The 14,860-nt window shown below is 49.0% G+C and carries 15 protein-coding genes; 7 read left to right on the top strand and 8 right to left on the bottom strand.

The window, feature by feature from the left end:
• Positions 1 to 42: 42 nt before the first annotated feature.
• The 6 genes from yebF to cfa form a co-directional block, all read right to left on the bottom strand.
• Entirely contained in the window at positions 43 to 402 is a 360-nt protein-coding gene (gene yebF, locus DSM2777_RS15855) for a protein YebF (RefSeq protein ID WP_061554505.1), read from the bottom strand.
• 102 nt (positions 403 to 504) lie between these two features.
• Positions 505 to 813 (bottom strand): N(4)-acetylcytidine aminohydrolase, encoded by a 309-nt coding sequence (gene yqfB, locus DSM2777_RS15850; RefSeq protein ID WP_040044868.1) that lies wholly within the window; start codon positions 811 to 813, stop codon positions 505 to 507.
• Between the two features lie 39 nt (positions 814 to 852).
• Complete coding sequence (locus DSM2777_RS15845; protein WP_061554504.1) at positions 853 to 1,158, bottom strand: YebG family protein; 306 nt, start codon at positions 1,156 to 1,158, stop codon at positions 853 to 855.
• Between the two features lie 90 nt (positions 1,159 to 1,248).
• Positions 1,249 to 1,758 carry a GNAT family N-acetyltransferase gene (locus tag DSM2777_RS15840; RefSeq protein ID WP_046457025.1) on the bottom strand — a complete coding sequence of 170 codons (510 nt, stop codon included), beginning with the start codon at positions 1,756 to 1,758 and terminating at the stop codon, positions 1,249 to 1,251.
• A gap of 82 nt (positions 1,759 to 1,840) precedes the next feature.
• A complete protein-coding gene (gene cspE / locus DSM2777_RS15835; protein WP_004094959.1) occupies positions 1,841 to 2,050 on the bottom strand; it encodes a transcription antiterminator/RNA stability regulator CspE in 210 nt (69 codons plus the stop codon).
• A gap of 569 nt (positions 2,051 to 2,619) precedes the next feature.
• Positions 2,620 to 3,771, bottom strand: coding sequence for a cyclopropane fatty acyl phospholipid synthase (gene cfa, locus DSM2777_RS15830; protein ID WP_046457024.1), 1,152 nt, complete (start codon positions 3,769 to 3,771; stop codon positions 2,620 to 2,622).
• 436 nt (positions 3,772 to 4,207) lie between these two features.
• Here cfa and purT point away from each other — a divergent pair, with 436 nt between their 5' ends.
• Positions 4,208 to 5,386: a formate-dependent phosphoribosylglycinamide formyltransferase gene (purT, locus tag DSM2777_RS15825; RefSeq protein WP_046457023.1), complete on the top strand. Its 1,179-nt coding sequence runs from the start codon at positions 4,208 to 4,210 to the stop codon at positions 5,384 to 5,386.
• A 42-nt stretch (positions 5,387 to 5,428) separates the two neighbouring features.
• On the opposite strand, the gene DSM2777_RS15820 is transcribed toward purT, so the two are convergent.
• Positions 5,429 to 5,635 (bottom strand): YoaH family protein, encoded by a 207-nt coding sequence (locus tag DSM2777_RS15820; RefSeq protein ID WP_046457022.1) that lies wholly within the window; start codon positions 5,633 to 5,635, stop codon positions 5,429 to 5,431.
• A gap of 188 nt (positions 5,636 to 5,823) precedes the next feature.
• Between DSM2777_RS15820 and pabB the strand changes: the two genes are divergently transcribed.
• The 3 genes from pabB (at position 5,824) to sdaA (ending at position 9,937) form a co-directional block, all read left to right on the top strand.
• Positions 5,824 to 7,218, top strand: coding sequence for an aminodeoxychorismate synthase component 1 (gene pabB, locus DSM2777_RS15815; protein ID WP_061554503.1), 1,395 nt, complete (start codon positions 5,824 to 5,826; stop codon positions 7,216 to 7,218).
• Positions 7,215 to 7,787 (top strand): CoA pyrophosphatase, encoded by a 573-nt coding sequence (locus DSM2777_RS15810; RefSeq protein ID WP_046457020.1) that lies wholly within the window; start codon positions 7,215 to 7,217, stop codon positions 7,785 to 7,787. Before pabB ends, DSM2777_RS15810 begins: the two co-directional genes overlap by 4 nt.
• Before the next feature lie 785 nt (positions 7,788 to 8,572).
• Complete coding sequence (gene sdaA / locus DSM2777_RS15805) at positions 8,573 to 9,937, top strand: L-serine ammonia-lyase (protein WP_025796805.1); 1,365 nt, start codon at positions 8,573 to 8,575, stop codon at positions 9,935 to 9,937.
• Positions 9,938 to 10,058: 121 nt separating this feature from the next.
• Here sdaA and DSM2777_RS15800 read toward each other — a convergent pair whose 3' ends face one another.
• Positions 10,059 to 10,934, bottom strand: coding sequence for a hypothetical protein (locus DSM2777_RS15800; protein WP_061554502.1), 876 nt, complete (start codon positions 10,932 to 10,934; stop codon positions 10,059 to 10,061).
• A gap of 169 nt (positions 10,935 to 11,103) precedes the next feature.
• On the opposite strand from DSM2777_RS15800, the gene celB reads away from it, so the two are divergent.
• From celB to DSM2777_RS15785, 3 genes are read left to right on the top strand one after another with little or no spacing between them, the layout of a single operon-like run.
• Positions 11,104 to 12,384, top strand: coding sequence for a PTS cellobiose transporter subunit IIC (gene celB, locus DSM2777_RS15795; RefSeq protein WP_061554501.1), 1,281 nt, complete (start codon positions 11,104 to 11,106; stop codon positions 12,382 to 12,384).
• A 35-nt stretch (positions 12,385 to 12,419) separates the two neighbouring features.
• Positions 12,420 to 13,385, top strand: coding sequence for a glycosylasparaginase (locus DSM2777_RS15790; RefSeq protein ID WP_046457018.1), 966 nt, complete (start codon positions 12,420 to 12,422; stop codon positions 13,383 to 13,385).
• Positions 13,378 to 14,859: a M17 family metallopeptidase gene (locus DSM2777_RS15785; RefSeq protein WP_061554500.1), complete on the top strand. Its 1,482-nt coding sequence runs from the start codon at positions 13,378 to 13,380 to the stop codon at positions 14,857 to 14,859. Before DSM2777_RS15790 ends, DSM2777_RS15785 begins: the two co-directional genes overlap by 8 nt.
• Position 14,860 lies beyond the last annotated feature (1 nt).

The raw sequence follows: 14,860 nt of genomic DNA, 5'->3' as shown, positions 1-14,860 counted from the left end.
TAAGTTTAATAAAGAGGTTTTGGGCAATACAAAAAATAAGCTTTATTGTGGGCGGGAATATTCGAGTTTGCCAGCTTTGCAATCAACGTTAACGGTATAGTTTTTGTCGACTTTGGTACCGCGCACGGTTAGCTGAAGCACCCAGTCATTTCCCTTTTGGGTAATCTGATCCTGATTCACCCACACGACTGGCGTACTTGTTCCCAGCAGGGTTTTATCATCAGTCCAGCGAGGGATCCGGTTTTGTAAGAAGTCGTTCTTCACCATCGTAGACAGCTGAGCTGCCGTGGTTTGCTCACAATTAGCAATCTTAACCACACGCTGCTCGCTTTGTTGCGCTTGAGCAACACCGATTGAAAGCGCCAACACCAATCCAGCCACACCTAACGTAATTTTGTTCATTTTCAATCCTCATTTAGCTTTGGCGCAGAGATCCTCCCTGCAACCGATGGCTATTCCATGATATGAACGCACGCTCTGTGTGTCTGAACACGGCAAAGCGCGCTAACGTATGTGGAAACTAATCACATACAGTTCATTAAGCCCTGGATAAATCTCGCTGATAACCTGCTTCAGCTCGTCCAGTGTCATATTCTCTTGCGCCGCATGAAGCTCTGTCAGTTCACTCATCAACACGGGGGTTACACTCTCAACTTCGATAGTGCAGAAATAGACCCCGTCTTCGTAACGGCTCACGCTGAGCAACTCGCCTTTCTCAAAGTGAGATTCGCTACTATCACGGATAGTGATGGTTTTCTTACCTGACAAAATGTCAGCTTCAAAACGACGGTAAAATGTTATCTCACGTTTCATTCTAGATCCAGAAAAGTAAATAATATGTGAACTAAAACACTAGGCGGCGTTATCAATCGCAACTTTTACCTTTTTAGGTGCACTTTTTTCTTCATCGCCTGCTTTTAGCGATTCAAGAGAGTTGCCTCGCAGCAGCAATGAAAGCTGATCTTTATGCTCTGCAAGATAAAAACTGAGCGATTCCAAAACGCTGTCTTCTAAGTCAACGGGTGAATCCGCCAGCCACTCCCCTAGGTTATCAGCCAGATCCAGCATCTTATCGTAAGCATCGGCTTCTTTCTTACTGGCAAAGGTCATTTTTGCTACTCCATCATGTACTACCACGTACTGAATTTCAACACTCATAAACCACTCCACAACACTGTATATAATATCAGTATATTTATTTTTATCTCTTTCTGCAAAATTGACAACGATTAAAAGCAATATTCAGAGTTAGAAATAGTAGAACATTGCCACACGTTGAATAAGCCCTGCGTGACGTTCTTCCAACAACGCGCGTTCTAAGAAGGGAAATTGTTCATCCCCCACCAGCGTGAAGCCGACTTTCTGATAGAAAGGCGCATTCCAAGGTAAATCTAGAAACGTTGTCAGTCCTACCCCGCTGAAGCCACGCTGGCGAGCGGCAACTAAAGCATGATCAACTAAATAGTGCCCAATTCCGCGCTGGCTAAATGCAGGTAGCACATTAACCTCGGCTAAATGAGCAAATTCACCGATGACCTCAAGCATGGCAAAACCAATAGGTTTCTCATTGCGGATGGCTACCCACAGGCTTTGTGCCTGTTGTGCCAGCAACAAGCGCTCGTCGGACAGCGTGGCATTGCGAAGAGATTCTGGGAGTCGGTCAGCGGGAAACTGTGCGGCGGCGAGGCGTTCCACTTCGGCTAACATCGCAAGATGCTGCGGTTCGGCGAGCTGGAAGGTTATGTTTTCATTAGTCATTGCTTGTTTCTATCCATTCTGAGGCTAAAATGCAAAAAACCCGCACGCGGCGGGTTTTGTCAGCATGATAGTATCAGCTTAATTACAGCGCAATAACATCAGCCGCAGACGGGCCACGTGGGCTGTCCTGAATGGCGAATTCTACCTGCTGGCCTTCAGCCAGAGTTTTGAAGCCGTCACTCTTGATGGCAGAGAAATGGACGAACACATCTTTGGAGCCATCAGCTGGAGTGATGAAGCCAAATCCTTTGCTTTCGTTGAACCATTTAACGTGACCAGTTTTCTTGCTCATTTAACTTTCCTTTACTTAAAATTACTTGCCATTAGGCATGGTAGACCTGCTTACCAACATAACTCGAACGAGCCGTATCCTAACCTCGGTTAATTAAACGCCCATTTAAGAATAAGCATAAATATAAACCGAATCATTTTACGAACAAAAGCGATGTGATTACGTTAGCATTTCAGGCGTCAGTATTAACGCATAGTTTGAAGCTCAGCGCAAATATTTCGTGGCGAATAGGTTCGTTTATAAATACTGTACGTACAGTCTGTTATATTTCTATATATTGACAAATATTAGCCGATATAATAATCGGCAACTAAAAAATAAACTGTTATTAATCAACACAGTAAAAAATACAAAATGCTTACATTATTTTTTATTAATACGCAAAAGCATTCATAAATAAAATAGCGACATGCATCACAAATATAACTTCACTGTCCATAAAACAAACTGGAAAAACACGAAATAACAGCCTGAAATAAACAGCACATAGCTATCGTCTTTTTATTACATGAATATATAACAAACTCAGGTTCCACAATCGAAACTGCGGAACCCTCATGATTACATTATCAGCGAGGGACACGAATCCCACCTTCCACGCCTTTAGGACTCAGAAGGACTTGCCAAAGTTGGATGTTTCTTGCCCGAAACGCCCCTGCACACGCATTAAGGTAATAAGTGAACATGCGGTAGAAACGATCGCTATAGTTGTCTTTAATTTCCGGCCAGCTGTTTTGGAAGGCCTCAAACCACGCCATCAATGTGCGGTCATAATCGACGCCAAAATTATGCCAATCTTCCAGCACGAACAAATCCTCACTTTTTGAGGCAATATGCGCCACCGATGGCAAACAGCCATTCGGGAAGATGTACTTATTGATCCACGGATCAACGTTCAAATCGGTCTGGTTCGAACCAATGGTGTGGAGCAAGAAAAGGCCGTCGGGTTTTAAATTACGCGCCACCACTTCGAAATAGGTGCGGTAGTTTTTCGGCCCCACGTGTTCAAACATCCCAACAGAAACAATACGGTCAAATTTTTCATTTAAGTCGCGATAGTCCTGTAGCAAAATCTCGACATCTAAGCCTGCACAGCGTTCTTGCGCCATTTTTTGCTGCTCAGCGGAAATTGTCACGCCTTTCACCGATACGCCGTACTCTTTCGCCGCAAACTGTGACAGTCCTCCCCAGCCACAGCCGATGTCCAATAAGCTCATTCCGGGTTTCAACTGCAGTTTTTCGCAGATCATCCGCAGTTTTGCCTGCTGCGCCTGCTCCAGCGTTTCAGCATCTTTCCAATAAGCGCAGGAATATTGCATATACGGATCGAGCATTCGGCTAAACAGGTCGTTACCCAAATCGTAGTGCTCTTTTCCCACGATCCATGCACGTTTCCGCGTTTGATAATTAAAAATACGAGCCGAGGCAATTCGCACGATATCGCTGAAATGTTTCGGCAAATGCGTATCCAACTCAGCGGCTAGGATCATTTGGAAAAAGATATCTAAACGATCGCATTCCCACCAGCCGTCCATATAACTTTCACCAAGCCCCAAAGAGCCCTCTTGCAACACACGATGAAAGAACTCTGGGTTTTTGACGCGAATATCCTGCGGCTGAGTCCCGTTTATTGTAATTCCGGCCTGACTTAGCATTTCCTCAGCAATTCTGTACCAGTGGTCTTCTTTTATTTCAGTCTCAACAACACACGTCGCACTCATAGTTCACTTTCCCCTACACCACACCGCGCTAACCCTCCTGCCGCACGGTTATTGCTGTTTTAATTGTTCAACCTTCAGTACTCGGTAGGGATCCTACCCCGCCGACAACTAGATTTATCATACAATATATTTATCATATAAATAAATTTTAGTTAATCAACCGGCCATCAACAGATCGCACTTACCGGCGTATTTTTGGGTCCTATACCTATATCAGCCAGCCGTTTAATCCCAAAGTATCGATTTTCATTACAGATAATGAGCTCTCTATACGTGTTGAACACCCGTAAACTCGCTTATCAAGTTCACCGTACTTACGGCCACTTATCCCAACCGCACCTATATTTTCACGCTGTAAATAAAATCGAATTGCTGACACGCAAACGTTTTCGTATATACTGCAACCGATTTTTGACCAGCTCATAGGATGATGATTATGTTGTCGATTGGAACTGCACTCCGCCCACACGCCACTCGCGTTATGCTGTTAGGATCCGGTGAATTAGGTAAAGAAGTGGCTATCGAATGCCAGCGTTTAGGCATTGAGGTTATCGCCGTCGACCGTTATGCCGATGCGCCCGCCATGCAGGTTGCCCACCGTAGCTATGTGATAAACATGCTAGACGCAGAGGCCCTCAAAGAGCTGGTCGAGCGTGAACGCCCAGATTTTATCGTGCCAGAAATTGAAGCCATCGCTACATCTATGCTGGTTGCGTTGGAGAATGATGGGCAAAAAGTCGTTCCTTGTGCGCGAGCGACCCAGCTCACCATGAATCGCGAAGGCATCCGCCGCTTGGCGGCTGAAACGCTGGAACTGCCAACATCATCCTACCGTTTTGCTGAGACAGAAGCGGAATTCAATGCTGCTACGCAAGAAATTGGTCTGCCGTGCATCATCAAACCCGTTATGAGCTCATCCGGTAAAGGTCAAAGCTTGATCCGCCACGCCGATGAAATGGCCAGCGCTTGGCAATATGCCCAGTCAGGTGGCCGTTCGGGTCAAGGGAAAGTGATTGTTGAAGGTCTGGTAAAGTTTGATTTTGAGATCACCCTACTCACCATTAATGCCTGTGATGGATTGCATTTCTGTGCACCAATTGGCCATCGCCAACAAGACGGCGACTACCGCGAATCATGGCAGCCTCAGGCGATGAGCGACATCGCGCTCGCAAAGGCTCAGGAGATCGCAGGTAAAGTCGTCACGGCTCTGGGCGGCTATGGACTATTTGGCGTTGAGCTATTTGTTTGTGGCGACGATGTCATTTTCAGCGAAGTCTCTCCGCGTCCACACGATACTGGCATGGTGACGCTGATTTCTCAGGATCTGTCAGAATTTGCGCTGCACGTTCGCGCATTTCTTGGATTACCTATCGGTAATATTCGTCAATTTGGCCCCAGCGCCTCTGCGGTGATCCTGCCTCGTTTGCACAGCAACGATGTTGTGTTCGAAAACGTGAAACAGGCTCTGAAACCACAAACGCAGTTAAGATTGTTTGGCAAACCAGAAATCGACGGCACCCGCCGTTTAGGCGTTGCGTTGGCGTATGAAGAGACGATTGATAAAGCGATTGCACTTGCCAAGCAAGTCAGCGGTTGTGTGGTAGTGAAAGGATAAAACATCAGGGCGCGGAAACTCTCCGCGCCGCTTCATTACTGACTATTCTTCGTTTTGACTTTCGTTTTCGTTTTCATCTTCATCATCAAATGAGACTTTGATATGGTCGCCAGTATGGTTTGCACGGATTTCCGCTGCGACTAAAGCAATGGCTTCGCCGCTGCTCATCCCTTGCTCCATCAGTTTATGAATGCGATCGGCAGCCTCTTGCTGTTCTGTATGTGATAACGCTGGCATTCCGCTGTTCATCAATAACTCCTGCTGCTGAATGGTAATACGGGGGCAAGAGTATAGCCGCAAACCTCGCACAAGCCTAGATAATGCAGGGGCATTTATCCGCTAATCTTGCCTGCAATTTATGTTAGTCTTATCTTTGTCATATCAACATCGACGTTGAACCAAAATATCTGCATACCTATAAAAGTGATCTCTCGTCCATGACTGCCATAACCTCTTCACCTGCTGCACTATCGCGTATTGATTTAGACTATACACCGGATGCCCTGTTGGATTATTTTGCTCCGCTCGCGCAACAACCTTGGGCAATGCTGCTGTATTCCGGCGGCGCTAATCATCCCCATAATCGATTTGATATCTTAGTCGCCCAGCCTTTGCTCACCTTAACCACCCGAGGGCATCAAACCGTCATCGCCGAAAACGGCAATGTTCGTTATAGCGAGCAAGATCCGCTGCGCTTGGTTCAAGCAGAATTATCGCGTCTGCTTCCAACGATGTCAGAACAAGCCGACACCCCGTTTTGCGGCGGTGCCGTCGGTCTATGGGGTTACGATCTTGGACGACGCTTCGAAACCCTACCTGAACAGGCCGATGCCGATTTATCAACGCCAGATATGGCGGTGGGAATTTATGATTGGGCACTGATTGCGGACCACCGATTAAAACGCTTAACCTTAATCGTGCACGGCAACGCCCAAGCACGCCTCACATGGCTGACCGAACAGGTAGCAACGTCGCAGCCTTCTCGCTTCCAGTTAACCTCCTCCTGGCAAGCTAATTTAACCCAAGAAGAATACAGCCAGCGATTTGCCCGCATTCATGATTATCTGCATGCGGGTGACTGCTATCAGATTAATTTAACCCAGCGTTTTAGCGCTAGTTATCAAGGCGATGAATGGCAGGCTTTTTTACGTTTGAATGAGCAAAATAAAGCCCCGTTTTCGGCGTTTGTGCGCTTACCTGAAAGCGCCATTTTAAGCGTATCACCTGAGCGATTCTTGCAACTTGAACAAAAAAACATCTCAACGCGCCCGATCAAAGGTACGCTGCCACGTTTAGCCGATCCTATTGCAGACAAATTACAGGCTAAAAAGCTGGCAAATTCACGCAAGGATCAGGCTGAAAACCTGATGATTGTCGATCTCATGCGCAATGATGTCGGACGCGTCGCTCAGGCTGGCAGCGTGCGCGTTCCAGAGCTGTTTGTTGTGGAACCCTTCCCTGCGGTACATCATTTGGTCAGCACAATCACCGCAACGCTGCCGAATAATCTCGATGCGACCGATCTGCTGCGCGCGTGCTTTCCCGGCGGCTCAATTACCGGAGCTCCTAAAATTCGCGCCATGCAGATAATTGAAGAACTGGAGCCTCAGCGACGTAATGTTTACTGCGGCAGTATTGGCTACATGAGCTGCTGCGGGAATATGGATACCAGCATTACCATACGCACGCTGTTGGCCGAGAATGGCAAGATACATTGCTGGGCCGGCGGTGGCATTGTCGCTGACAGTCAGGTCGATGCGGAATACCAAGAAACCTTCGACAAAGTGGGGAAAATATTGCCGATCCTTGGCGACGTCGAGGTGTCAGCATGATGCAGCTTTCTCCTGAACTCACCGAGTTTGTGGCGCGCTTTCAGTTGCAGGCCCCCATCCAAACCAATGAAGGTCATAATCTGCGCCAAGCCGCGGTTCTGATCCCCATCGTTAATCGCCCGCAGCCGACGCTGTTGCTAACTCAGCGTTCAAGCCATCTGCGTAAACATGCTGGGCAGGTGGCTTTTCCGGGAGGTGCCGCTGATGCCACCGACGCCTCTTTGATTGCGACGGCATTACGCGAGGCTCAGGAAGAGATCGCGCTACCTCCCGAGAGCGTTCACATTATCGGACAGCTACCGGCAGTAGATAGCATCACTGGCTTTCGGGTTACTCCCGTGGTTGGACTTTTGCCTCCCAGTATCACGCCTATCGCCAGTGAGGACGAAGTTTCTGCCGTCTTCGAAATGCCGCTGCGTGAAGCGCTCGCCCTTTCCCGCTATCACCCGCTAGATATCCACCGTGCCGGACATCACCATCGAGTCTACCTATCTTGGTATGAGCATTTTTTTGTTTGGGGCATGACGGCCGCTATTATTCGCCGACTGGCTCAGCAGACCCACGTTTAGCCGCGTCTTGATTTGGCATCAATCAAACTAATCCGATATCTCAACAATAGGGTTTGTTTATCTCCTTATCTCAATGGATTAGAGATTCCTCGATCCCTATCACTCTCTTTTTTCTGTTATCCGCTAAAGTAAACCCTATAAACCTTGGTAAATACGGGTAAATTCGTAGCCCATTACTTGATTTATCTGGCATATGTCGCAATATCATAGATAAGACACTATGAATTAGCCTGTTTGTAGTGACAGATATTTCCGTCAGATTATCTTTTCACAGGTAGGAAAATGCCGATCAAGCGCTGGTTATTTGTCGCATAAATCGGCGTACAAACCTCACCCGATGTAGGGTTAATCGATTTTTTTGCGTTTGTTGTAGATAAATTGAAGGATTGCACGTGCGTCACCGGTTAAGTTCGGCTATTGTTGGCGCGCTTTAGTCATGGCGTGAGCAATATGCGAATTCTTACATTAAATTTTATAATGTGAAACTGCTTCCACGGCAGCAAGCGCATTGAACGTTAGAGCAAACAGCACCAGAAAAAACACCACGGACTAACGGTGGCAAATCCGTTTTCCGCAGTCTATACCCAAAATAATTCAAGTTGCTTGAAGGCGGCAAACCTGTGAGTCCCCCGGAGCTTACTCAAGTAAGTGACTGGGGTGAACCGGTGCAGCCAACACGTAAGCAGCTTGAAGTATGACGGGTATAATAACTTTTATATAAAGACAGTTTTTCACGAAGCGCGGTTACGTGTTTCTGAAAGCAATGTCTACTAAGGAGTCCCAACGTGATTAGCGTTTTCGACATGTTTAAGATCGGTATCGGCCCTTCCAGTTCACATACCGTGGGCCCGATGAAAGCCGGCAAACAGTTTGTCGACGATCTGATTGATAAAGGGTTGCTACCTTCTGTCACGCGCATTTCCGTCGATGTATATGGTTCTCTCTCCCTCACCGGTAAAGGCCATCACACTGATATTGCTATCATCATGGGACTCGCAGGCAACATGCCTGATACCGTGGATATTGATGCAATTCCGGGTTTTATTCGCGACGTAGAGCAACGTCAGCGCCTGCTGTTGGCTCATGGCCAGCATGAGGTTGATTTCCCACGCGAAGGCGGGATGAACTTCCGTAGCGATAACCTATCGCTGCATGAAAACGGCATGCAAATTCATGCATTTGCCGGCGAAAAATTGCTGTATAGCAAAACCTATTATTCTATCGGCGGCGGCTTCATCGTTGACGAAGAGCACTTTGGTAAAGATAGCGCGGGCGGCGTGACCGTACCTTACCCGTTCCACTCTGCGCAGGAGCTGCTGGATCATTGCAAAGAAACAGGACTGTCTATTAGCGGTCTTGTCATGCAAAACGAACTTGCCCTGCATACTAAAGATGAAGTTTATGCCTATTTTGGCGACGTGTGGGCAACCATGCAGGCTTGTATCGACCGTGGTTTGAACACCGAAGGTCTTCTGCCTGGCCCACTGCGAGTACCGCGCCGTGCATCAGCGTTACGCCGTATGCTCGTCACCACCGACAAATACGATAAAGATCCAATGACGGTAATCGACTGGGTGAACATGTTTGCCTTAGCGGTTAACGAAGAAAACGCCGCCGGTGGCCGTGTCGTTACTGCGCCAACCAACGGTGCTTGTGGCATTGTCCCTGCCGTATTGGCCTACTATGACCACTTTATCGAACCCGTTACACCAGACGTTTTCGTGCGTTACTTCTTGGCCTCCGGTGCAGTTGGCGCACTGTACAAAATGAATGCGTCAATCTCCGGCGCTGAAGTCGGTTGTCAGGGTGAGGTCGGTGTAGCCTGCTCGATGGCGGCGGCTGGTCTGACAGAATTGATGGGCGGCAGCCCCGAGCAAGTGTGTATCGCGGCAGAAATTGGCATGGAACACAACTTGGGCTTAACCTGCGACCCTGTTGCGGGTCAGGTACAAGTGCCTTGCATTGAACGTAACGCCATTGCTTCGGTGAAAGCCATCAACTCTTCACGTATGGCGCTGCAACGTACCTCAGAACCACGTGTTTCGTTGGATAAAGTCATCGAAACCATGTACGAAACCGGTAAAGATATGAACGCGAAATATCGTGAAACTTCGCGTGGCGGCTTGGCTATTAAAGTTCAGTGTGACTAAGCCAGCGCTAAACTCACGCAATATCTAATGCGGTTTAGATTGCGTGGATAAGCTTAAAGCCCTAAGCGTGCTATCAGTAAAACTGGTAACCGCTTAGGGCTTTTTCATTCCCAGCAACTCATTACTGCGCAAACTCCCGCCAAAATGCCTCCGGCGTCAAACCACCGAGTTTTTTCTGTGGCCAGTGCTGATTGTACTGTTCGCGTATCTGCTGCAAATAACTATCAAGGCCAATATCCCCGACGGCAGGAATGAGCTCACTTAAGAAACACTCCAGTCGTAGCGTAATATCCGCGGTGTCGCTTGCTCTTAGCGTCAATGGTAGCCCATGTTCTGCGCTCCACTGCTGTAATGGATGATCGGGTGACAATTCATTGCCAAACAGCTTCTTATTTTCAGTCTCAACAGATTGTATAGCACCTGGAGTAATTTTCATCATCGCTTCCAGCCAATGCACCACCAGCGTTGGCGAGGCGCCTGCGTAAGCGCGTGCTGCCATCCAGCCGCTTACTTCCTCTTGCGCCCACAGAATATGATGTTCACCGCCGTCTTCAGGGAGCAAACTCACGCGCTGATAGAATAAACGCAGCTTCCCCACGTTCATACCGGCCTTAACGGCTTTCTTGCCGCGCAGCTCTCGCGCCTCCAATACGTTCATGTGTGCTAATTCTGCACGCCGCATATAGCGGTCTAAACCCGCGCGCGAAACACTTTGCTGCATCCCTGAATTAACCAACGTGACCAGCTCATCGAGTGGGATCATCAGTTTTTGTCTCAGCCAGTTGATCAGCATGCTTTGCTCTGGTCTAAGTACCTTGTGAACCGTTTTCGGTGCCGTATGTTGATCGGCAACGCTTTGCCGCTGCCGCCAGCGACGCACCGTCGCCACTGAAATACCAAGCTCCTGTGCTAGCACCCTATCGCTCTTATCAGACTGCTGGATATACCGTCGAACTCTGGGAGTTGTTGTCGCGTTAGCGTGTAGCTTAATTTCCATTTCAGATCTCCTCTAACAATCGAATTAATGATATCCAATCATGTGAGACTTGTTTGTTGTAACCGTCACATTGTGAACTAACGCAACTTTATCATCACCTCATTCACACATAATCGCCGCATTAAGATCCCGTTACTTCATCATTAAAAAGCAATTTACGGAGTTCTCTATGAGCAACGTTTTAGGATTTCTTGAGGCGAAACTGATGCCACTGGCGGCTAAAGCTGCGCAGCAGCGGCATCTGTGTGCGATACGTGGCGCTTACGTTTCATTCATGCCATTTATCATTGTCGGCTCCGTTTTACTGATCATTTCGTCATTTCCCAGCCAAAGCTATCAACAGTTTATAACCGGCATGTTTGGCGCAACGTGGAGCAACATCGTTGAAATCCCGTTTAACGCCGTCTTCTCAACCATGTCGTTGTTTATCAGTTTTCTGGTCGCCTATCGGCTAGCGGAACACTATGAAGAAGACCGCGTGTCTTGCGGCATTTTGGCACTGGTATCTTTCCTCATCCTAACGCCATTCGTTAAGGTAGAGGCGCTCGGCAATATTACCGTGGTTCCCACCGAGTGGATCGGCAGTAAAGGACTGTTTGTCGCCATGATCGGTTCGCTGTTATGGACCGAGCTGTTTTGCTTCTTAAAGCGCAAAAAGCTGGTGATCAAAATGCCGGAAGGTGTACCACCGGCGGTACAAGAGTCCTTCGCGGCGTTGATACCAGCGCTGGTTGTGATCGTACTGGTATTGGCCATTCGCATCGTTTTCGAACACACCCATTACGAAACCATTCATCAGTTCATCTATCAAGTAGTTGCTACGCCGGTGCGCCATTTTGGCACCTCCTATGTTGGCGCGCTGCTAACGGTACTTTCGATCACCATTCTATGGTCGGTTGGGATTAACTCCGGTTCAATGGTGAACGGCATTATTCGTCCACTATGGATGGAAAACCAAACCGACAACATTGCGGCCATTCAGGCTGGTGTCACACCACCGCACATTATTACCGAGCAGTTTTTCGATATGGTCTGGATGGGCGGCGCGGGGGCTACGCTCTCGCTGGTCATCGCCATGCTCTTCTTTGCCCGCAGCAAAAGTATGCGTGAGGTTGCACGATTAGGTGCTGGTGCCTCGGTATTTAACATCAATGAGCCGATCCTGTTTGGCCTGCCTATCATCATGAACCCGATCATGCTGATCCCGTTTAATTTGGTTCCCTTGGTTCTGGTGACCGTTCAATACATCGCCATGAAAATCGGCATGGTTGCCGTTACCACCGGCGTGTTTATTCCTTGGACTCTACCGCCGGTCATCAGCGGGTTTATCGTCACCGGTCATATCAGCGGCAGCTTGATGCAAATCGTCAACCTTCTGATTGGCGCCATGCTGTATCTGCCCTTCCTGCGCATTCTGGATAAACAATATTGCGTTGCTGAAAAACAATAGATTATGTCTGTTATACAAAGAATTAGGAGCTTTACATGTGGGGAATGATCGCGACATGGCGCATGGCGCTAGAAGGCATCACACACGCCAGCACTCTGCTGGCGAAGGGGGAACGATCAGCCAAAGCCGTGGTCAATGCCGTTGCCGACGTTGAGGATTTTCCATTTTACAAATCCGTTGGCTATGGCGGCTTGCCTAGCGAAAACGGCGAGGTTGAATTAGACGCCGCGTTCATGGATGGCGATACCTTAGCGTTCGGCGCCGTGGGTAATTTGGTTGATATCGCCAACCCCATTCGCGTGGCGCATGCGCTGAGTCGAGAACGGTTCAATAGTTTGCTGGTTGGCGTTGGTGCGCGTGAATGGGCACTCAGTCAGGGATTTGCCGAAAAAACCATGCTCACCGAGCGCGCCATGCAACACTATCGCAAGCGCTGTCGCGAAACTATCGATCAAGGGCTCAGCCCCTACGATGGCCATGACACCGTCGGCATGATTGGTCTGGATACCCGCGGTTCGATGAGTGTGGCAACGTCTACCAGCGGTTTATTCATGAAACGCCGCGGCAGATTGGGCGATTCCCCTATTATTGGTTCCGGATTCTATTGTGATAGCCAAATTGGTGCGGCAACCGCCACCGGCGTTGGCGAAGATTTGATGAAAGGCTGTACCAGCTACGAGATCGTGCGACGCATGGAAGGCGGAATGACACCACAGGACGCCGCCGACTCGGTGATATTTGAGCTCGAAGACAAACTCATGGCGCGCTTTGGTCGCGTGGGGGATTTGTCCGTCGTTTGCATGAACAAACTGGGTGAGTTTGGAGTATCCACCAATATCAAAACATTTTCATTTGTCGTCGCCACGCGCGATCTTCCTCCTACCGTTTACCTCGCCGAGCGTCAATCCGACCGCACCCACTATATCCCTGCCGATGAAGCATGGATGAATGACTATGCGGCGCGGATCCGCGCACCTATCGGAGAACCTCAATATGATTAAGTCTCAGGTAATAAACGCTGCATCGCATAACGCTCTAGCTAGCCCAAATAGCCACCTGATTTCCTTTGCTGGCAGCGCGCTGTTAACACAAACCGAAATCAATGCTTCGCTATTGTCGGCTCTGCAAAAAGACGCGGCTCACTCCGTTGCCGACTGCGCCTACGGCTGCGCTCCCTTTGGCCGAGTCACCTTATTCCCCGAAGATCATTGGTTAGATTCGATAACCTATAAGCTTCACGCCGCACTACGCCCTCTGTTACGTAAAACGGCATGCAGCGATCTTATTGTTGATTGCAGCCTGTGGGACACCAATAAAAGTGCACACCGCGCCATGCTCTCTTCATTGCTGATCTTCTTGTTTAATCTAGATTATCAACTGAGTGATTTAGGGCTCAAAACATGCGCCGAGTCTGCGGTTCGGATTAAACACATCTCCCTTTACTGCTCGCCGCAAGACCAAGCCGCAGTGGAGAAAATACGTCGTCAGGCTGAAGCCTCGGCTATTGGCATGATCGCCGCTCGCCGTATTGCAGACGTTCCCAGCGATACGTGTACGCCTGAGTTTGTGGTAACCGAAATTGAGAAAGTCATCGCGCCGTATCGAACGCTACGCTGTGAGATTTTGGAAGAAACACAGATTGAGCGCCAGGGCTTAGGCCTGTTGCATGCGGTGGGTAAAGGCGCCGCCAACCCGCCACGGCTGATGGTTCTCCGCTATGAAGGCCGCGCCGACGGGCCATTCAGCGCCTATGTGGGCAAGGGAATTACCTTCGATACCGGCGGGCTGTGGCTCAAAGGCGGCGACGGCATGTACACCATGAAATATGACATGTGCGGTGCCGCCAACGTCTTTGGATTACTGCTGGCAGCCGCTGAAATGAAGCTGCCAGTACGCCTGATTGGCGTTTTAGCACTCGCTGAAAATATGATCGGTCCAGAAGCCATGCGTCCAGGTGACGTTGTCACAAGTTATGCAGGGCTTAGCGTTGAAATTAATAACACCGACGCAGAAGGACGCCTTGTGTTAGCTGATGCGATTGCTTATGCCAGCAAACTCACGCTAGACGATCAACAACCGCAGTACATCATCGATATGGCAACGCTCACCGGTGCCGTCGTTAAAGCCTTAGGCTACGACCTCAGCGGGTTATGGAGCCAAGATGCTGAACTCAGTCACAAGCTCATTCAAGCGGGGCTGCACACCCACGACGAAGTGTGGTCACTGCCGTTCGACCCGCGCTTTGCGCCGCAGGTTGAAAGCGCCATTGCCGATGTTTGCAACACCCCGACTAACAACGCCGCCATCAGTACGTCGGCGGCTTATTTCCTTAGCCGCTTCTGCCCACCAGAGATCCCTTGGGCACATCTCGACATTAGCGGAACCGCGCTGTGGCGCGAAGGTGGCCGTAGCGTTGCCTCTGGACGCCCTATCCCTCTTTTAATGCAGCATTTGATAGAAGATTTGGAGAAATAAT

Source organism: Obesumbacterium proteus, from assembly GCF_001586165.1.
In the GTDB taxonomy this organism is placed as follows: domain Bacteria; phylum Pseudomonadota; class Gammaproteobacteria; order Enterobacterales; family Enterobacteriaceae; genus Hafnia; species Hafnia protea.
Note: the sequence above shows the minus strand (reverse complement) of the source record. Positions and strands in the feature narration are given on the sequence as shown.